Origin of the sequence: Halobacillus sp. GSS1 (assembly GCF_017307035.1) — a bacterium.
Classification (GTDB): Bacteria; Bacillota; Bacilli; order Bacillales; family Halobacillaceae; genus Halobacillus; species Halobacillus litoralis.
On sequence record NZ_JAFLHE010000003.1, the window covers coordinates 12,948 to 26,784 of the forward strand.

15 protein-coding genes, 2 tRNA genes and 1 other annotated feature are annotated in these 13,837 nt (G+C 44.0%); of the genes, 5 read left to right on the forward strand and 12 right to left on the reverse strand.

What is annotated here, in order from left to right:
• Positions 1-19: 19 nt before the first annotated feature.
• The 4 genes from aldA to J0K78_RS08600 all read right to left on the reverse strand — a co-directional run bounded on the left by aldA (position 20) and on the right by J0K78_RS08600 (position 3,196).
• Positions 20-1,471: an aldehyde dehydrogenase gene (gene aldA / locus J0K78_RS08585; RefSeq protein ID WP_206946320.1), complete on the reverse strand. Its 1,452-nt coding sequence runs from the start codon at positions 1,469-1,471 to the stop codon at positions 20-22.
• Between the two features lie 492 nt (positions 1,472-1,963).
• Complete coding sequence (locus tag J0K78_RS08590) at positions 1,964-2,215, reverse strand: hypothetical protein (protein WP_160910457.1); 252 nt, start codon at positions 2,213-2,215, stop codon at positions 1,964-1,966.
• 109 nt (positions 2,216-2,324) lie between these two features.
• Positions 2,325-2,435 (reverse strand): YjcZ family sporulation protein, encoded by a 111-nt coding sequence (locus J0K78_RS08595; RefSeq protein WP_089650761.1) that lies wholly within the window; start codon positions 2,433-2,435, stop codon positions 2,325-2,327.
• A gap of 104 nt (positions 2,436-2,539) precedes the next feature.
• Complete coding sequence (locus J0K78_RS08600; RefSeq protein WP_206946321.1) at positions 2,540-3,196, reverse strand: M50 family metallopeptidase; 657 nt, start codon at positions 3,194-3,196, stop codon at positions 2,540-2,542.
• Between the two features lie 95 nt (positions 3,197-3,291).
• On the opposite strand from J0K78_RS08600, the gene modA reads away from it, so the two are divergent.
• Complete coding sequence (gene modA / locus J0K78_RS08605; RefSeq protein WP_206946322.1) at positions 3,292-4,068, forward strand: molybdate ABC transporter substrate-binding protein; 777 nt, start codon at positions 3,292-3,294, stop codon at positions 4,066-4,068.
• A 4-nt stretch (positions 4,069-4,072) separates the two neighbouring features.
• Positions 4,073-4,747, forward strand: a complete 675-nt coding sequence (modB, locus tag J0K78_RS08610; protein WP_160910460.1) for a molybdate ABC transporter permease subunit — start codon at positions 4,073-4,075, stop codon at positions 4,745-4,747.
• Positions 4,748-4,778: 31 nt separating this feature from the next.
• Here the strand turns inward: modB and J0K78_RS08615 are convergent.
• A tRNA-Arg gene (locus J0K78_RS08615) sits at positions 4,779-4,851 on the reverse strand.
• Positions 4,852-5,047: 196 nt separating this feature from the next.
• Here J0K78_RS08615 and J0K78_RS08620 point away from each other — a divergent pair.
• Both J0K78_RS08620 and J0K78_RS08625 read left to right on the forward strand, forming a co-directional pair.
• Complete coding sequence (locus tag J0K78_RS08620; RefSeq protein ID WP_206946323.1) at positions 5,048-5,689, forward strand: deoxynucleoside kinase; 642 nt, start codon at positions 5,048-5,050, stop codon at positions 5,687-5,689.
• Complete coding sequence (locus tag J0K78_RS08625) at positions 5,686-6,369, forward strand: deoxynucleoside kinase (RefSeq protein ID WP_160910468.1); 684 nt, start codon at positions 5,686-5,688, stop codon at positions 6,367-6,369. Before J0K78_RS08620 ends, J0K78_RS08625 begins: the two co-directional genes overlap by 4 nt.
• A gap of 24 nt (positions 6,370-6,393) precedes the next feature.
• Here the strand turns inward: J0K78_RS08625 and J0K78_RS08630 are convergent, their stop codons facing one another.
• Entirely contained in the window at positions 6,394-6,858 is a 465-nt protein-coding gene (locus J0K78_RS08630) for an NUDIX hydrolase (RefSeq protein ID WP_206946324.1), read from the reverse strand.
• Between the two features lie 78 nt (positions 6,859-6,936).
• The gene (locus tag J0K78_RS08635; RefSeq protein WP_242517797.1) at positions 6,937-8,145 is read right to left on the reverse strand and encodes an MFS transporter; all 1,209 of its coding nucleotides are present in this window, start codon (positions 8,143-8,145) and stop codon (positions 6,937-6,939) included.
• 274 nt (positions 8,146-8,419) lie between these two features.
• On the opposite strand from J0K78_RS08635, the gene J0K78_RS08640 reads away from it, so the two are divergent.
• The gene (locus tag J0K78_RS08640; RefSeq protein WP_160910471.1) at positions 8,420-8,764 is read left to right on the forward strand and encodes a winged helix-turn-helix transcriptional regulator; all 345 of its coding nucleotides are present in this window, start codon (positions 8,420-8,422) and stop codon (positions 8,762-8,764) included.
• A 149-nt stretch (positions 8,765-8,913) separates the two neighbouring features.
• Here the strand turns inward: J0K78_RS08640 and J0K78_RS08645 are convergent.
• The 5 genes from J0K78_RS08645 to J0K78_RS08665 all read right to left on the reverse strand — a co-directional run bounded on the left by J0K78_RS08645 (position 8,914) and on the right by J0K78_RS08665 (position 13,795).
• Positions 8,914-9,006 (reverse strand) — tRNA-Ser (locus J0K78_RS08645).
• Positions 9,007-9,250: 244 nt separating this feature from the next.
• On the reverse strand, positions 9,251-10,525 hold the full coding sequence (serS, locus tag J0K78_RS08650; protein WP_206946325.1) for a serine--tRNA ligase: 1,275 nt from the start codon (positions 10,523-10,525) through the stop codon (positions 9,251-9,253).
• A gap of 67 nt (positions 10,526-10,592) precedes the next feature.
• Positions 10,593-10,814, reverse strand: a binding site (T-box leader).
• Positions 10,815-10,851: 37 nt separating this feature from the next.
• Positions 10,852-11,442 carry a pyridoxal 5'-phosphate synthase glutaminase subunit PdxT gene (gene pdxT / locus J0K78_RS08655; RefSeq protein ID WP_206946326.1) on the reverse strand — a complete coding sequence of 197 codons (591 nt, stop codon included), beginning with the start codon at positions 11,440-11,442 and terminating at the stop codon, positions 10,852-10,854.
• A gap of 17 nt (positions 11,443-11,459) precedes the next feature.
• A complete protein-coding gene (gene pdxS, locus J0K78_RS08660; RefSeq protein WP_160910474.1) occupies positions 11,460-12,344 on the reverse strand; it encodes a pyridoxal 5'-phosphate synthase lyase subunit PdxS in 885 nt (294 codons plus the stop codon).
• A gap of 119 nt (positions 12,345-12,463) precedes the next feature.
• Positions 12,464-13,795, reverse strand: a complete 1,332-nt coding sequence (locus J0K78_RS08665) for a serine hydrolase (RefSeq protein WP_370551099.1) — start codon at positions 13,793-13,795, stop codon at positions 12,464-12,466.
• Positions 13,796-13,837 lie beyond the last annotated feature (42 nt).

A 13,837-nucleotide genomic window follows, 5' to 3' on the forward strand; every position in this document is an offset into this window, starting at 1 on the left:
ATCGCAGCTCTTTTTCTTCTTATTTTTTATCATCTTTATATTGCATATAAACGACTTGTGTCACAAGGAAATCTTCCATTCCGTGTTTGCCGTCTGCTCCACCAAGTCCTGATTTTCTCATTCCTGCATGATAGCCCTGCACGGCTTCGAAGTTCTCGCGATTGACGAATGTTTCACCGAACTTCAGTTCATTCACGACACGCATCGCTTCATTCATGTCTTCAGTATAAACAGATGAGGATAATCCGTAATCTGTATCATTTCCTTTTTCAATCGCTTCATCCAATGTTTTGAACGTTGTCACAGGGATCACAGGACCAAAAATCTCTTCCTGGATAATCTGCATATCATGGTTTACGTTTGTGAGAATCGTAGGTTTATAAAAATAACCTTTGTCTAAGTCGCCTCGTTCTCCTCCAATTTCAACCTTCGCCCCTGCATTAATCGCTTCTTTCACCATGCTTTCTACTTCTTCAAGACGGTCTTTACTTACAAGCGGACCGACATCCGCTTCCTTATTTTCACGAGGGTCTCCCATCGTCACCGACTCAAATTTATGACGTAATTTAGCTAGAAGCTCATCCGCCACACTTTCATGCACATAGACACGTTCAGCATTCGTACACGCTTGTCCATTGTTAGCGAGACGGGAAGTCGTTATGCTCTCAGCTGCCACATCAAGGTCCGCATTAGCGGTAACGATAGCGGGCGCTTTACCACCAAGTTCCAAATTCACCTTCGTAATATTTTGCGCTGCTGCTTCCATTACTTTCGTACCTGCAGGCACACTTCCTGTCATGGTTACCATGTGGACGTTTGGATGAGAGGCCAGTCTATTTCCAATTTCTGAACCTGTACCGGTTACCACGTTATACACACCTTTTGGAATTTCATCCATGGAATCGATGATTTTCGTAAATTCCATTGCTGTATTTGGTGTTTGCTGGCTTGGTTTTAATACTAATGTATTGCCTGTCACCAGTGACGTCGCTACTTTACGGGCTAAAATGAATACGGGGAAGTTCCAAGGGACGATTCCAGCCACTACACCGATTGGCTTTTTATAAATAAAGATATTCTCATTCTTACGATCACTTGGTACAATTTCGCCTTCGATTCTACGTGCCCACTCAGACATGTACCGGAAATAATCAATGGCAAGGTCCACTTCTCCACTGGCAAGCTCATAGTCTTTCCCTTGCTCTTCTTGTAATAAATCAATGAAAGTAGCACGGTTTTCTTCTATACGATCTCCGAGTTTCCTGACGATTTTCCCACGTTCAATATTGGGCGTAAGCTCCCATCCTCTTTGAGCTTCAAACGCTGCTTTCACCGCTCGATCCACATCGTCTTCGGTGCCTTTTGGTATTTGGGAAATGACCTCTTCAGTCGCTGGATTTAGGACATCAATCCATTCTGATCCGTTTGATTCTGTATATTCTCCATTAATGTAAAGTTTATGTTGCTGCATAAAAAATGACCTCCTGTTGGTATTTACCATTTTAATTCCCCGTGTGATTCAAAATAAACAAACCAGTGTTCAACAATATGGCAGGTTTCTTGAGACTCAGTTTCGAGACTTTTATGGAGTGGATGGAGCTGCGGGGAATAACTCGCTTTCCGCGGGAGCGCTGTGAGACTCCTATGGGACGTATGGGACAGGTGAGACCCCGGAAGTCGAAGCCTGAGGAGGCTCACCGCCCGCCCCATGGAAAGTTTCCAAATGCGGAATCGTCCTGGTAGACACGACTGGCATAAGCAGAACAGCAACGAAAAGTGTTTTTCATTCCTTTGCTGTTCTGCTTATGACGCGAGTGTCTGGACGATGAAGCTAGACGAACCTTTTCCGAGATCCCCCAGAATTACACAAACATCTCGAAGCTGATTCTTCAAAAACCGGGAGCTTATTTGCAAGGTCTATGTATTATTTTGGACACAAAAAAAGCCCTGCGGGAACAGGGCTTTACCATTCGAGGATGAAACCTTTGATCTTCTTACCATCCCCAGACTCTGATTGCTGCTCAGCTTCAAAATAAGGGTCCTCTTCCTTGAAATGATAAGAGATTGTGTCAGGCTGGAGATAAAGCTTGTACTCTAAATCCGTCACCTTCGGAAGGGAAATGTCGGCAACTGTAGTCTGGTCGCCCTCTTCATCAATAAGAAGAATATCAATGTGATCATACCCGTTTGCAATTAAGTGTTCTTTTAAATCCATAAACGACTCCTCCGTCCAATTATTCTAGTCCCATGATACCCTTTTCCAAACTTCGAGAAACGTTTAATTTTATGTAACAGCGGGAAAAGATTCCCGCTTTCTTTATTTATTAGTATCCATAACCGTATCCACGGCCACCCATATAAGATGCACCGATGATGATCAAAAGGATGAACAAAACAACCAATAGCGCGAAACCGCCACCGTATCCTCCGCTCATTCCATTCCCCCCTCTCTTACTTACTTTACTACCTTATTCAGAAGGGATGAAGAAGGCAGGGCATGAGCGGAATTTAATCTTTTTTCTTCTTTCCATTCACACCTTCAGAAAGGGAAGACACGCTTAATGGAAAGGAAGGCGAAGTACAGGGCCTGGACGAAAAAAGCCACTCCCCACAAAGGGGCAGGAATGAATTTTGTCGCTCTTGCCAAGTTTGCTGCGTCACCAGCTTGTCCTGGAGATATAAAGCTGATCCACATCACTTCAAAAGCACTGGTTACAGACTCAACGAGAATGAGTGAAGCGAGAAACAATAACACATATTGAACCACCTGTTCATGACCGGTTCTTAGCAGCCATACAAACCCAGCTCCAAAAGTAAGGATCCAGAATAAACCATACACATTCCTTACCCAGAAAAGAAGATTGATGGCAAGGAACGCCATTAAAATATAGATCATCCAATTAAAATGCCCACGACTGATTAGGAAAAAGAAGACGAAGGCAAAGAAAGAAGCAAATACATACCCGGCCATGCTCGTTAATACTTGCCCGATCCATGAGTTATGCCCGGTCAAAGCAAAACCGGATGTATTCGGTAAGAGGGAAATTCTCCTTACTTCGCCACCTGTAATCAGCGCCATCAGGGAATGACCGCTCTCATGAATCATGGTGTTCAGGATAGCGAAATATTTACCAACGACCGGCAGTTGTGTGAGAAGTAAAGCAAGAATAAGAGCTGAAAGAACTTGTAATTTCATATAACGCACTCCTTTCTTCGTGATCTTTTAATCGCTTTCTACTTACATATGACGTATCTTAAGAATAGAATCAATGGTAACAAAGGGGAATAGACATGCGTAAGTTAACATGGATAGGGAGTTCGATCATCGTACTATTTTTATGCAGTTGTGCCGCTCCATCAGAATCGAGTGAAACGAACATAAAAATTGCGGCTGCTTCAAGTTTAAAAGATGTCATGGAAGAGCTGACCCCTCTTTTTGAGGAGCAATACAATATAGAAATCGAAACCATATATGGAGGCTCAGGTAAACTGGCAAGACAAATCGAACAAGGAGCTCCTGTCGACGTATTCCTGTCTGCGGATCTTCGTTGGATCGAACTTCTTAAGAAAGAGAGCCTTGTCGAAAAAGATACATACATAGAGTTTGCCACCAACCAGATTGTTCTTATTGGTCACGATTCCACGAGTCATTTGAATACCATTCAGGACCTGGAACTGACAAAAAATGAACAGCTTGCTGTCGGCAATCCAGAGAGCGTGCCTGCTGGTACTTATACGAAGCAAGCATTGGAAAGGATTCAACTTTGGAGGGAATTAGAGGATCAGATGATTTTCGGAAGCGATGTTAGACAAGTCCTTGCTTATGTCGAATCCGGGCAAGTGGACTATGGTTTTGTCTATGCCAGTGATGCCCTGATTTCAGATCAGGTAGGAACCCTTACAGAAGTAGAGCCTACACTCCACGATTCGATCGTCTATCCTGGCATCATTATTTCAAAAAGCCGGACTAAGAAATCTGGAGAGCAATTTCTATCCTTCTTAAAGAGTGATCAAGCGACAGAAATTTACAAATCTTATGGATTCAATCCTAAGGAGGTGGAAAGATAGAACAATGAACGTCGAACCTCTTTTACTGTCTCTAAAGGTAGCGGCAATCGCTACTTTCATCGTATTTATTATAGGAACGATCAGCGCAAGAGTCATTTCTCGGAAATTATTTCCCGGGAAAAGTATTATAGAATCGATCCTTTTACTCCCTCTTGTCCTTCCTCCGACGGTCATAGGATTTGGCCTGCTTTATTTATTCGGCAAAAACGGCTGGATGGGACAATGGCTCATGGACTGGTTCGGTATTCAGGTGGTTTTTTCCTGGACAGGAGCAGTCATTGCGTCTGCCGTCGTCTCCTTTCCCCTTATGTATCAAAGTGCATCAGCGGCTTTTCAAAATTATGAACAAAACCTGGAGAATGCGGCTTTGACGATGGGGGCTTCGAAATTGAAGGTATTCTTCACCATATCGCTTCCGTTAGCCTGGCCCGGATTGCTCGCCGGCTTAGTCATGACTTTTGCTCGTTCCCTCGGTGAGTTCGGAGCTACATTAATGATTGCAGGATATATCCCTGGTGAAACAGACACCATTCCACTCGCCATCTATTTTGCTGTCGAATCCGGTCGAATGGAAGAAGCTCTCATGTGGGTGATTGTCATACTCTGTCTCGGGTTCAGTGCGGTATTATGGCTCAACACATGGAGCCGGAGGAAAATTATTTTTGTAAGGAAAACATAAAAAAGCTGAAGCTACAATCAGCTTCAGCCAGCGCCCCCGGCAGGATTCGAACCTGCGGCACACGGTTTAGGAAACCGATGCTCTATCCCCTGAGCTACGGGGGCGTATGAACGTACGTGTAATATTATACAAAACAAACCAAAGATTGAAAAGGAAATGCACTTTAAAAATATTGCTCGGATGTTACTTCCAACGTATGTATATGATAAAATGTTATTTGTCTGTCTAAAAGTATCGTATTTTGTAAGTGAGTGATGAGCACTCATGTTTTTTTGAATTGAGTTTGAAGGAGGAAAAGAGATGGGAGATTTACCTTTCATATCCGTTGAAGGGCCCATTGGGGTTGGGAAAACGTCTCTGTCTAAAAAGCTCGCCTCCCAGTTTGATTTTCATTTGCTGAAGGAAATCGTTGAGGAGAACCCGTTTTTAGGCAAGTTTTACGACAATATTGAAGAATGGAGCTTCCAAACGGAGATGTTCTTCTTGTGCAATCGTTTCAAGCAGCTTGAAGACATCGATCGCAAATTTTTGCAGTCGGGGAAGCCGGTGGTCGCCGATTACCATATATCGAAGAATATGATTTTCGCACGCCGCACGTTAAGAGAAGATCAATTTGACAAGTATGCACAGATTTTTGATATATTGACACACGATATGCCTAAACCGAATATGGTCGTCTATTTACATGCGAGTTTAGATACACTGCTCGAACGCATCCGCATGCGTAACCGTGATGTAGAGGCAAATATTCAACCCTCATATCTTGAACAACTCTCTCAAGACTACGAAGACTTCATGAGACATTTTGAGGCGACTCATCCCGAGATTCCTGTGATTCGTTTGAACGGGGATCATTTAGACTTCGTAAAACATCAAGACGATTTGAATTATATTGTTGATCAAGTAGAGCAGCATTTAAATAAAGGAGAAGTTATCAAATGAATGCACGTGAACGCTATGGAATTCCACACGACAGCGTCATAACGATTGCAGGAACGGTCGGTGTTGGTAAGTCAACGATGACCAATGCTCTCGCTGATGCCCTCAACTTCCGTACCTCTTTTGAAAAAGTCGACACAAATCCTTATCTCGACAAATTCTATCAGGATTTTGAACGCTGGAGCTTCCATTTACAGATTTACTTTCTGGCGGAACGCTTCAAGGAACAAAAGAAGATTTTTGAATATGGCGGTGGGTTTATCCAGGACCGCTCCATCTATGAAGATACCGGCATTTTTGCCCGGATGCATTATGAAAAAGGGACGATGTCTGCAACCGATTATGAAACGTACCGAAACTTGTTTGATGCGATGGTGATGACACCATACTTCCCTCATCCTGATCTTTTAATATATTTGGAAGGCTCGTTCGATGATGTCGTTTCCCGAATCAAAGAACGTGGACGTCCAATGGAACAAGAAACTCCTATTGAATATTGGGAAGAGATGTTTACGCGTTATGACAATTGGATTGATAATTTCAATTCCTGCCCTGTCCTGCGCCTCAATATTGCCGACTATGATGTATTGAATGATAAAACAAGCATCGAACCCGTCCTTGAAAAAATCGGCCACTTCATTCAACAATCTCGTAAATGGCGCTCCAGCCATTTATTGACGTAATCATAAAGAAGAAACACCTGACGTTCATTCGACGTCAGGTGTTTTTTTTCTATAATCTTCAATCATCCTCCGGTGACTACCAACCATCTTCTCAGGCAAATCATGAAACTCGAAAAACTTCACCTGTACCGTTTCTGCAGGATCAAAAGCATAGCCCCCACTGAAATGTCTAGTGAAATAAGCTGTTGTAACAACGTAAAACTCATCTCCATTAGGAGCTCGGCTGAATTGATCCTCCCCCGAGTAAACATTCAATAACTGCAGGTCCTCGACCTTTAATCCAGTCTCTTCGAATGCTTCACGTTTGGCGACTTGTTCCGTGCTTTCTCCAAGTTCCATCAAACCTCCCGGCAGTCCCCATACACCTTGAGGGGATGTTCGTTCCTGCAGTAAAATACGTCCTTTTTCATCCAGAATCATTACCACAGAGCCAACTAAAATAATGGGCCGGTGACCGATAATTGCCCGTAAGTCCTCGACGTAACCCATAGCCTTCCTCCTCTCTCCATTATTTTATTATAACAAGAGAAAAGGACCCCTATGAAAAAAAGGAGTCCTTCTCGTAGATTAGCGTTCCATCGTATGCAGCAGTTTTGTTAAGATGACAGCTCCCCCTACCATCACTGCACCAATCCATGGTGTATGAACAAGACCAATCGTATCAACGATGACCCCACCGACGGAGGATCCGATAGCAATACCGACGTTGAAAGCGGCAATATTCAAAGCAGAAGCTACATTAACTGCAGATGGAACATACTTCTCAGCTAATTGAACGACCAAGATCTGCAAAGCAGGGACGTTCATGAAAGCAAACAGTCCCATGAAAAACAATACAACTAAACTCAACACTTTAAATGGAATGACGAAAGCCAACAGGAGCAATACGATTGCCTGCAATACAAACATCCAAAACAAAGCTTTGATCGGATTTTTATTGGAAACTTTTCCACCAATCGTATTTCCGATCGCCACCGCAACTCCATAGATGAGCAGAATCACGCTGACAAACTTCGGATCGAAACCTGTCACTTCTTCCAGTAAAGGAGCAAGGTATGTGAAGGCCACAAACGTTCCGCCATATCCTAATCCTGTAATGACGAAGGAGAGCAGAATTCTTTTTTCAGTTAGTATTTTTAATTGATCACGAAAGCTTGCAGGTGGTGCTTCTTCCAGGTTTTTCGGAACAAGCAAAGCACTTGCGATAATGCCGATTACGCCGAGCAAAGCTACACCGGCAAATGTCGCCCGCCAACCAAAAGTTTGTCCAATGAATGTTCCTAAAGGCACGCCTGTCACCGTCGCAACCGTCAATCCTGTAAACATAAAGGCAATGGCACTTGCCCGCTTATGCTCAGGGACTAAACTGGCAGCAATAGTCGAACCAATGGAGAAGAATATACCGTGAGAAAAAGCAGTGATGATCCTCGCAATTAACAGCAAGGTGAAGCTTGTCGAAACCGAAGCCACTAAATTACCAAGAATGAAAACAACCATCAGAGCCAACAATAAACTTTTCCGGCTCATCTTATTGGTAAGAGCCGTCAAAACAGGTGCCCCCACAGCAACACCGACAGCATAACCGGATATCAATACCCCCGCAAGTGTAATGGATATAGAAAGGTCATCGGCCATCGTGGATAATAAACCTACAGGTACAAATTCTGTCGTTCCTATACCGAACGCACTAATAGCAAGGGCCAACAAAGCAAACGGAAAACTTTTCGACTTATGATCAAGAGAATTTTCTTTGATATTCTCTGCGTGTGAACTCATCATTTTCCTCCTCATATATAAATAAGAATAATATCTGAAACCCATGTATCCAGGGCGCCTCTGGATGACAAACCTTATTATGAGGGCTGATTGAGTACTTGAGAAGTACGCACTTCTGTGTGCTATAGGCACCTGTAAGTAACAATTGTATAGAACAGAGGGGTGTGAGGGTGTTCAGGCAAAATATTTTTAACTTATGTTTCTTTCGTGTATAGTGAATCATCGGTTATACATGCTAAAAAGAAACATAGGAGCTCTAGAGGAGGTCAATCTCATGCCGAAATATAATATACCGGTGGAAGCGGCTCTGGAAGTCATCGGAGGCAAGTGGAAGGTCGTCATTCTGTGCCACTTAATAGAAAATAAACGACGGACAAGTGAGCTCAAACGATTAATGCCAGGAATCACACAAAAAATGTTGACCCAGCAGCTGAGGGAATTGGAAAGCGATGGAGTCATTACACGAATCGTTTATAATCAGGTACCGCCTAAAGTGGAGTATGAACTGACGGAATACGGCTGGACATTAAAAGGGGCATTGGACATGCTTTGTGCCTGGGGTGAGCAGCATATTGAAAAGACCTATCCCAATAAAGAAGAGGTATTATTGGATTCTTAATAAGATAAAAAAATAGCCCTCGCCAGGATAACCGGTGAGGGCTTTACTCTTTATTCATTCAATGAAAGCAAAATAAAAAATCGTTACGCGAAGTAACGATTTCTGTTCTATAAATCTCCAATATTTATGCGCTATTGTTGATAATAATATGGCGGAGGAGGAGGGATTCGAACCCCCGCGGGGCGTAAACCCCCTGGCGGTTTTCAAGACCGCTCCCTTCAGCCGGACTTGGGTACTCCTCCGTGTGACCGACAATAAATATAATATCATGGTTGTCCGTATCCGTCAACAAAATCCTGCAACTTTTTAAAAAAAGAAATTGTTGTCGAACCATCACGAAAAATTGTTACCTCGTTATTATACAAATTCCCTTCCACAGAGTCAACAACCCTTCGCGACCTCTGCTTTCAATTACGAATTCAAAGAAATACGCCTGGAACCAAAAGGATCCAGGCGCATGTTTTGTTGACGCTCGATGTATTTGAGTTATTTGATGACTTCTTTTCCACCCATGTATGGACGAAGAACCTCCGGGACGATGACGGTTCCATCTTCCTGCTGATAATTTTCAAGAATCGCTGCAACGGTACGACCGATGGCAAGACCAGAACCATTCAACGTGTGTACGAATTCAGGCTTACCCTTTTCTTCTCTACGGAAACGGATGCCTGCACGACGGGCCTGGAAATCTTCGAAGTTAGAGCAAGAGCTGATTTCACGATAAGTCTCCTGGCTTGGGATCCACACTTCGATGTCATACTTCTTCGCTGCTGTAAAGCCAAGGTCTCCCGTACACATGCTCATCACACGATAAGGAAGTTTCAACAGCTGAAGGACTTTTTCAGCATGACCTGTCAGTTCTTCCAAAACATCATAAGAATCTTCCGGCTTTGCCAGCTGGACAAGCTCCACTTTATTGAATTGGTGCTGACGAATCAACCCTCTTGTATCACGGCCGGCAGACCCTGCCTCGGAACGGAAATTCGTGCTGAAAGCTACAAATTTTTGTGGAAGGTCTTCAACAGATAGTATTTCTTCTCGATAGAAGTTTGTGACGGGAACCTCAGCTGTTGGTACGAGGAAGTAATCCCAGTCTTCAATTTTAAACGCGTCTTCTTCAAATTTAGGTAATTGCCCTGTACCTGTCATCGCTGTGCGATTGACCATTTGTGGTGGGAGCATTTCCTGATACCCGTGTTCATCCGCATGCAGATCCATCATGAAATTGAGCAATGCACGCTCTAAACGGGCACCTAGCCCTTTGTAGAATACAAAACGACTGCCTGTCACCTTGGATGCTCTTTCAAAATCAAGGATGCCTAAATCTGTCGCTACATCCCAGTGAGGTTTAGCTTCAAAATTAAATGTCGGGATCTCTCCTGCTTTTCGTGCTTCGATATTGTCTTCTTCATCGCCTCCGACAGGTACACTTTCGTGAGGAATGTTCGGGATGGATAATAGAAGCGTTTCAAGTTTCTCTTCCACATCTTTAAGCTCTGTATCCAGAGTTTTAATACGATCCCCGACTTCGCGCATTTCCTTGATTTTATCGTCCGCATCTTCCTTCGCTTTTTTCAGCTGGGAAATTTCTTTGGATACTTCATTCCGCTTGGCCTTCAGTTCTTCTGTTTCCTGAATCAGCTCACGGCGTTTGCTGTCCAAATCGCCGAAAGCATCCAAGTCAGAGAGGTCTTCTCCACGATTTTGCAGTTTTCCTTTTACTTCTTCAAAGTTCTGGCGTAAGTATTTCATGTCCAACATGTTTATCTCCTCCTTTATTTACTCACTTCGATTAGTTGTAAGCTAAATAAAAAGCTCCCGTCCCTAAAGAAGGGACGAGAGCTTTGGTTTATGCTTCCCGCGATACCACCCAAGTTGAAGGTCTGTGTGACCTTCCGGCTTCACTCATAACGGTGAGTACCGGTCTGACCTACTTCATTCAGTCAGACACTCGAGGATGGATTCACATGGCTTCTCCGTCAGTTCACACCAGCCACTGACTCTCTTTGAGAAGAAGGGACATGTTACTATTTCCTGTCATCGCGTTTGTTTATGGTTTGTGTTACATAAGATTAGCGGATTCAGAATTATAATGCAAGTGTTTTCTTAGCTTCTTCTACCATTTTCACAAAATGGGCGGTTAAACGGTGGTCGTCCGTCAATTCTGGATGGAAGGAACAAGCTAAATAGTGACCTTCCTGAGCGGCTACAATATGACCGTCGTAGCGGGCCAGCACTTTCGTATTTTCCCCGACTCCTTCAATGTAAGGAGCACGGATGAATACGGCATTAAATCCTTCTGCCACACCTTCAATATCAAGATCCGCTTCAAAACTTTCACGTTGGCGTCCAAAAGCGTTACGACGAACTTTAATATCCATGACCCCTAGATGTACGTCATAAGAACCATCGATTTCTGAAGCGAGCAGGATAAGTCCGGCACATGTACCGAAGATCGGATTGCCGCTTTTTCCGAACTCACGGATCGGTTCTAAGAACTCGTACTTATCGATCAGTCTACGGATGGTCGTACTCTCGCCACCAGGGATAATCAAGCCATCAATATCTTTCAGTTGTTCTGTCCTTTTGACGACGACGGCTTTGGCACCGGTCGCTTCGACAGAACGCACGTGCTCACGGAAAGCGCCTTGCAGGCCTAATACACCGATTGTAGTCATGCTGCATTCTCCTTTATTTACTGGCTGCGATCCTGCATACGCTGTTCAGGAGTAAGAGTAGACATTTCCATACCCTTCATGGCTGTTCCAAGACCTTTAGACAATTCACCAATCAGCTTGTAATCGTCATAGTGAGTCGTTGCTTCAACAATTGCACGGGCGAACTTTTCTGGGTTGTTGGATTTGAAGATACCAGACCCAACGAACACTCCGTCTGCTCCAAGCTGCATCATCAAGGAAGCATCTGCAGGGGTTGCAATGCCGCCGGCAGCAAAGTTAACGACAGGCAGACGCCCTTCTTCACGAATCTCCATCAGTAGATCAAATGGAGCGCCGTTATCTTTTGCGTAGACCATCACTTCATCTTCTGAAAGTCCACGCAAATGACGGATCTGTGACTGGACCTGACGCATATGGCTGACAGCCTCTACAATGTTACCTGTTCCTGGTTCACCCTTTGTACGAAGCATGGATGCACCTTCACGGATGCGGCGTGTCGCTTCACCCAAGTTACGGCAGCCACATACGAATGGCACTGTGTAATCATCTTTTTTGATGTGATAGATTTCATCAGCTGGAGTAAGAACTTCACTCTCATCGATATAGTCAACGCCCATAGCTTCAAGAACGCGTGCTTCTGTAATATGCCCAATACGAGCTTTTGCCATAACTGGAATAGAAACGGCATTCATTACTTCTTCAACGATCGTAGGATCAGCCATACGAGCGACCCCGCCTGCTGCGCGGATGTCTGCTGGAACTCGTTCGAGAGCCATTACGGCTACCGCACCCGCTTCTTCAGCGATTTTTGCTTGTTCTGCGTTTACGACGTCCATGATGACGCCACCTTTTTGCATTTCTGCCATGCCGCGTTTTACGCGATCCGTACCTGTTTGTGCCATGTTGATTCCTCCCTAACAGCTCTATAGTTTAAACATTTTATTTCGAATCATAGATTCTTATCCTCTATTGTAACGCAATACTATATTAAATCCCACTGGTTATCTAGGGATTTTTTCACCTAAAACCAGCCTTTAACCATGTCGACGGCGCCTGTGAAGATATCACTGAAGAATTCTCCGATCGCACCAAGGGTCAGCATGAACCAGTTTGCTTTCTCCACACTGGAAGAAGTGACGATTTCGACGGTTGGTCCACCGTCAGCAAGAATATTCCCATAGTCCTCTTCTCCGTTGTAAACGAGCTTCGCTGTCCCGACTTTCTGCCCTTTTTCTACGGGAGCGACAAGGTTACCGTTGTCATCCAACTGATCCTCAGAGATATTGAACTGAATCTCATATTGATCTTCTTCACCGTTTTTAACAAGTGTGCTCAATGCCGCACTCGTTTCAATCGCTACATTATCTTCTTTTCCTTTTGCGACAGGTAGTGTCGACTCTTCTTCAGGAGTCGCTCCTGCTGCGAAAAGTTCCTGACGTGAGAATTGATTGAATCCGTAGTCGAGCAATTGTTTCGTTTGATTAAAACGGGAAGCTCTGGATTCGGATTTCATAACAACGGAAATAAAACGCTGCCCATCTCGTTCTGCTGTTCCTGTAAACGTGTTCTGGGCAAGTTCTGTGTAACCTGTTTTCAATCCGTCCATTCCTTCATATTCGAACTGCGCCAAGTTCTGTCCAGGCATACCTGGAAGCATCCAGTTCCAGTTCGTTACGGTTTGTCCGGCAAAATCAAGTGTCGGTTTGCTTGAGATCTCAAGCGCTTCCGGATAATCATTCGTTAAGTGATAAGCAAGCAGTGCAGCAGACTTCGCTGAAAGCATATTCGTTGCTTCAGGATCTGTGCCTTCAGGATAATTGTCTCCCAAGTGGGAGTTATTCAGTCCTGTTGCATTCACAAAATCATAATCAGGCAGCCCCATTTCTGCTGCTTTTTCGTTCATCATTTGAACAAATTCACCTTCGCTGCCAGCAATCAATTCTGTAAGAGCTATGGTTGTCGCATTATCTGAGTTTATTGCCATCGCTTCATACAGTTCACGTACCGTGTATTGCTCGTCCAGCTTCAGGCCAACCCCTGAAAACTCAGGATTTGCCGATATATCAAAAGCGTATTGACTAATTTGTGTTGTCGTATCCCAGCTGATTTGCCCTTCCTCAATTGCCTCCATGACAAGATATTCGGTCATCATCTTCGTCATACTGGCAGGAGGTAATGTCAAATCCGCCTCTTTTTCAAATAAAATCTTCCCTGTTTCCGCGTCCACGAGTATTGCCGATTCTGCGCCAACATCTACGCTTGCGTATGTATGTCCAGGATTCATGGACACAGCAAAGAACCCCATAAGCAATGCCAACATCAAGGCCATAGATGTTTTTATTCTTTGTGTCACTTTCTCAACCTCCACCCTTAAAATATGCATCTTTGTTATTTT

Coding starts and splice junctions, on each gene's coding strand:
- aldA (WP_206946320.1), bottom strand. CDS start 1,471: ATGCAGCAACATAAACTTTACATTAATGGAGAATATACAGAATCAAAC.
- J0K78_RS08590 (WP_160910457.1), bottom strand. CDS start 2,215: ATGGATTTAAAAGAACACTTAATTGCAAACGGGTATGATCACATTGAT.
- J0K78_RS08595 (WP_089650761.1), bottom strand. CDS start 2,435: ATGAGCGGAGGATACGGTGGCGGTTTCGCGCTATTGGTTGTTTTGTTC.
- J0K78_RS08600 (WP_206946321.1), bottom strand. CDS start 3,196: ATGAAATTACAAGTTCTTTCAGCTCTTATTCTTGCTTTACTTCTCACA.
- modA (WP_206946322.1), top strand. CDS start 3,292: ATGCGTAAGTTAACATGGATAGGGAGTTCGATCATCGTACTATTTTTA.
- modB (WP_160910460.1), top strand. CDS start 4,073: ATGAACGTCGAACCTCTTTTACTGTCTCTAAAGGTAGCGGCAATCGCT.
- J0K78_RS08620 (WP_206946323.1), top strand. CDS start 5,048: ATGGGAGATTTACCTTTCATATCCGTTGAAGGGCCCATTGGGGTTGGG.
- J0K78_RS08625 (WP_160910468.1), top strand. CDS start 5,686: ATGAATGCACGTGAACGCTATGGAATTCCACACGACAGCGTCATAACG.
- J0K78_RS08630 (WP_206946324.1), bottom strand. CDS start 6,858: ATGGGTTACGTCGAGGACTTACGGGCAATTATCGGTCACCGGCCCATT.
- J0K78_RS08635 (WP_242517797.1), bottom strand. CDS start 8,145: ATGAGTTCACACGCAGAGAATATCAAAGAAAATTCTCTTGATCATAAG.
- J0K78_RS08640 (WP_160910471.1), top strand. CDS start 8,420: ATGCCGAAATATAATATACCGGTGGAAGCGGCTCTGGAAGTCATCGGA.
- serS (WP_206946325.1), bottom strand. CDS start 10,525: ATGTTGGACATGAAATACTTACGCCAGAACTTTGAAGAAGTAAAAGGA.
- pdxT (WP_206946326.1), bottom strand. CDS start 11,442: ATGACTACAATCGGTGTATTAGGCCTGCAAGGCGCTTTCCGTGAGCAC.
- pdxS (WP_160910474.1), bottom strand. CDS start 12,344: ATGGCACAAACAGGTACGGATCGCGTAAAACGCGGCATGGCAGAAATG.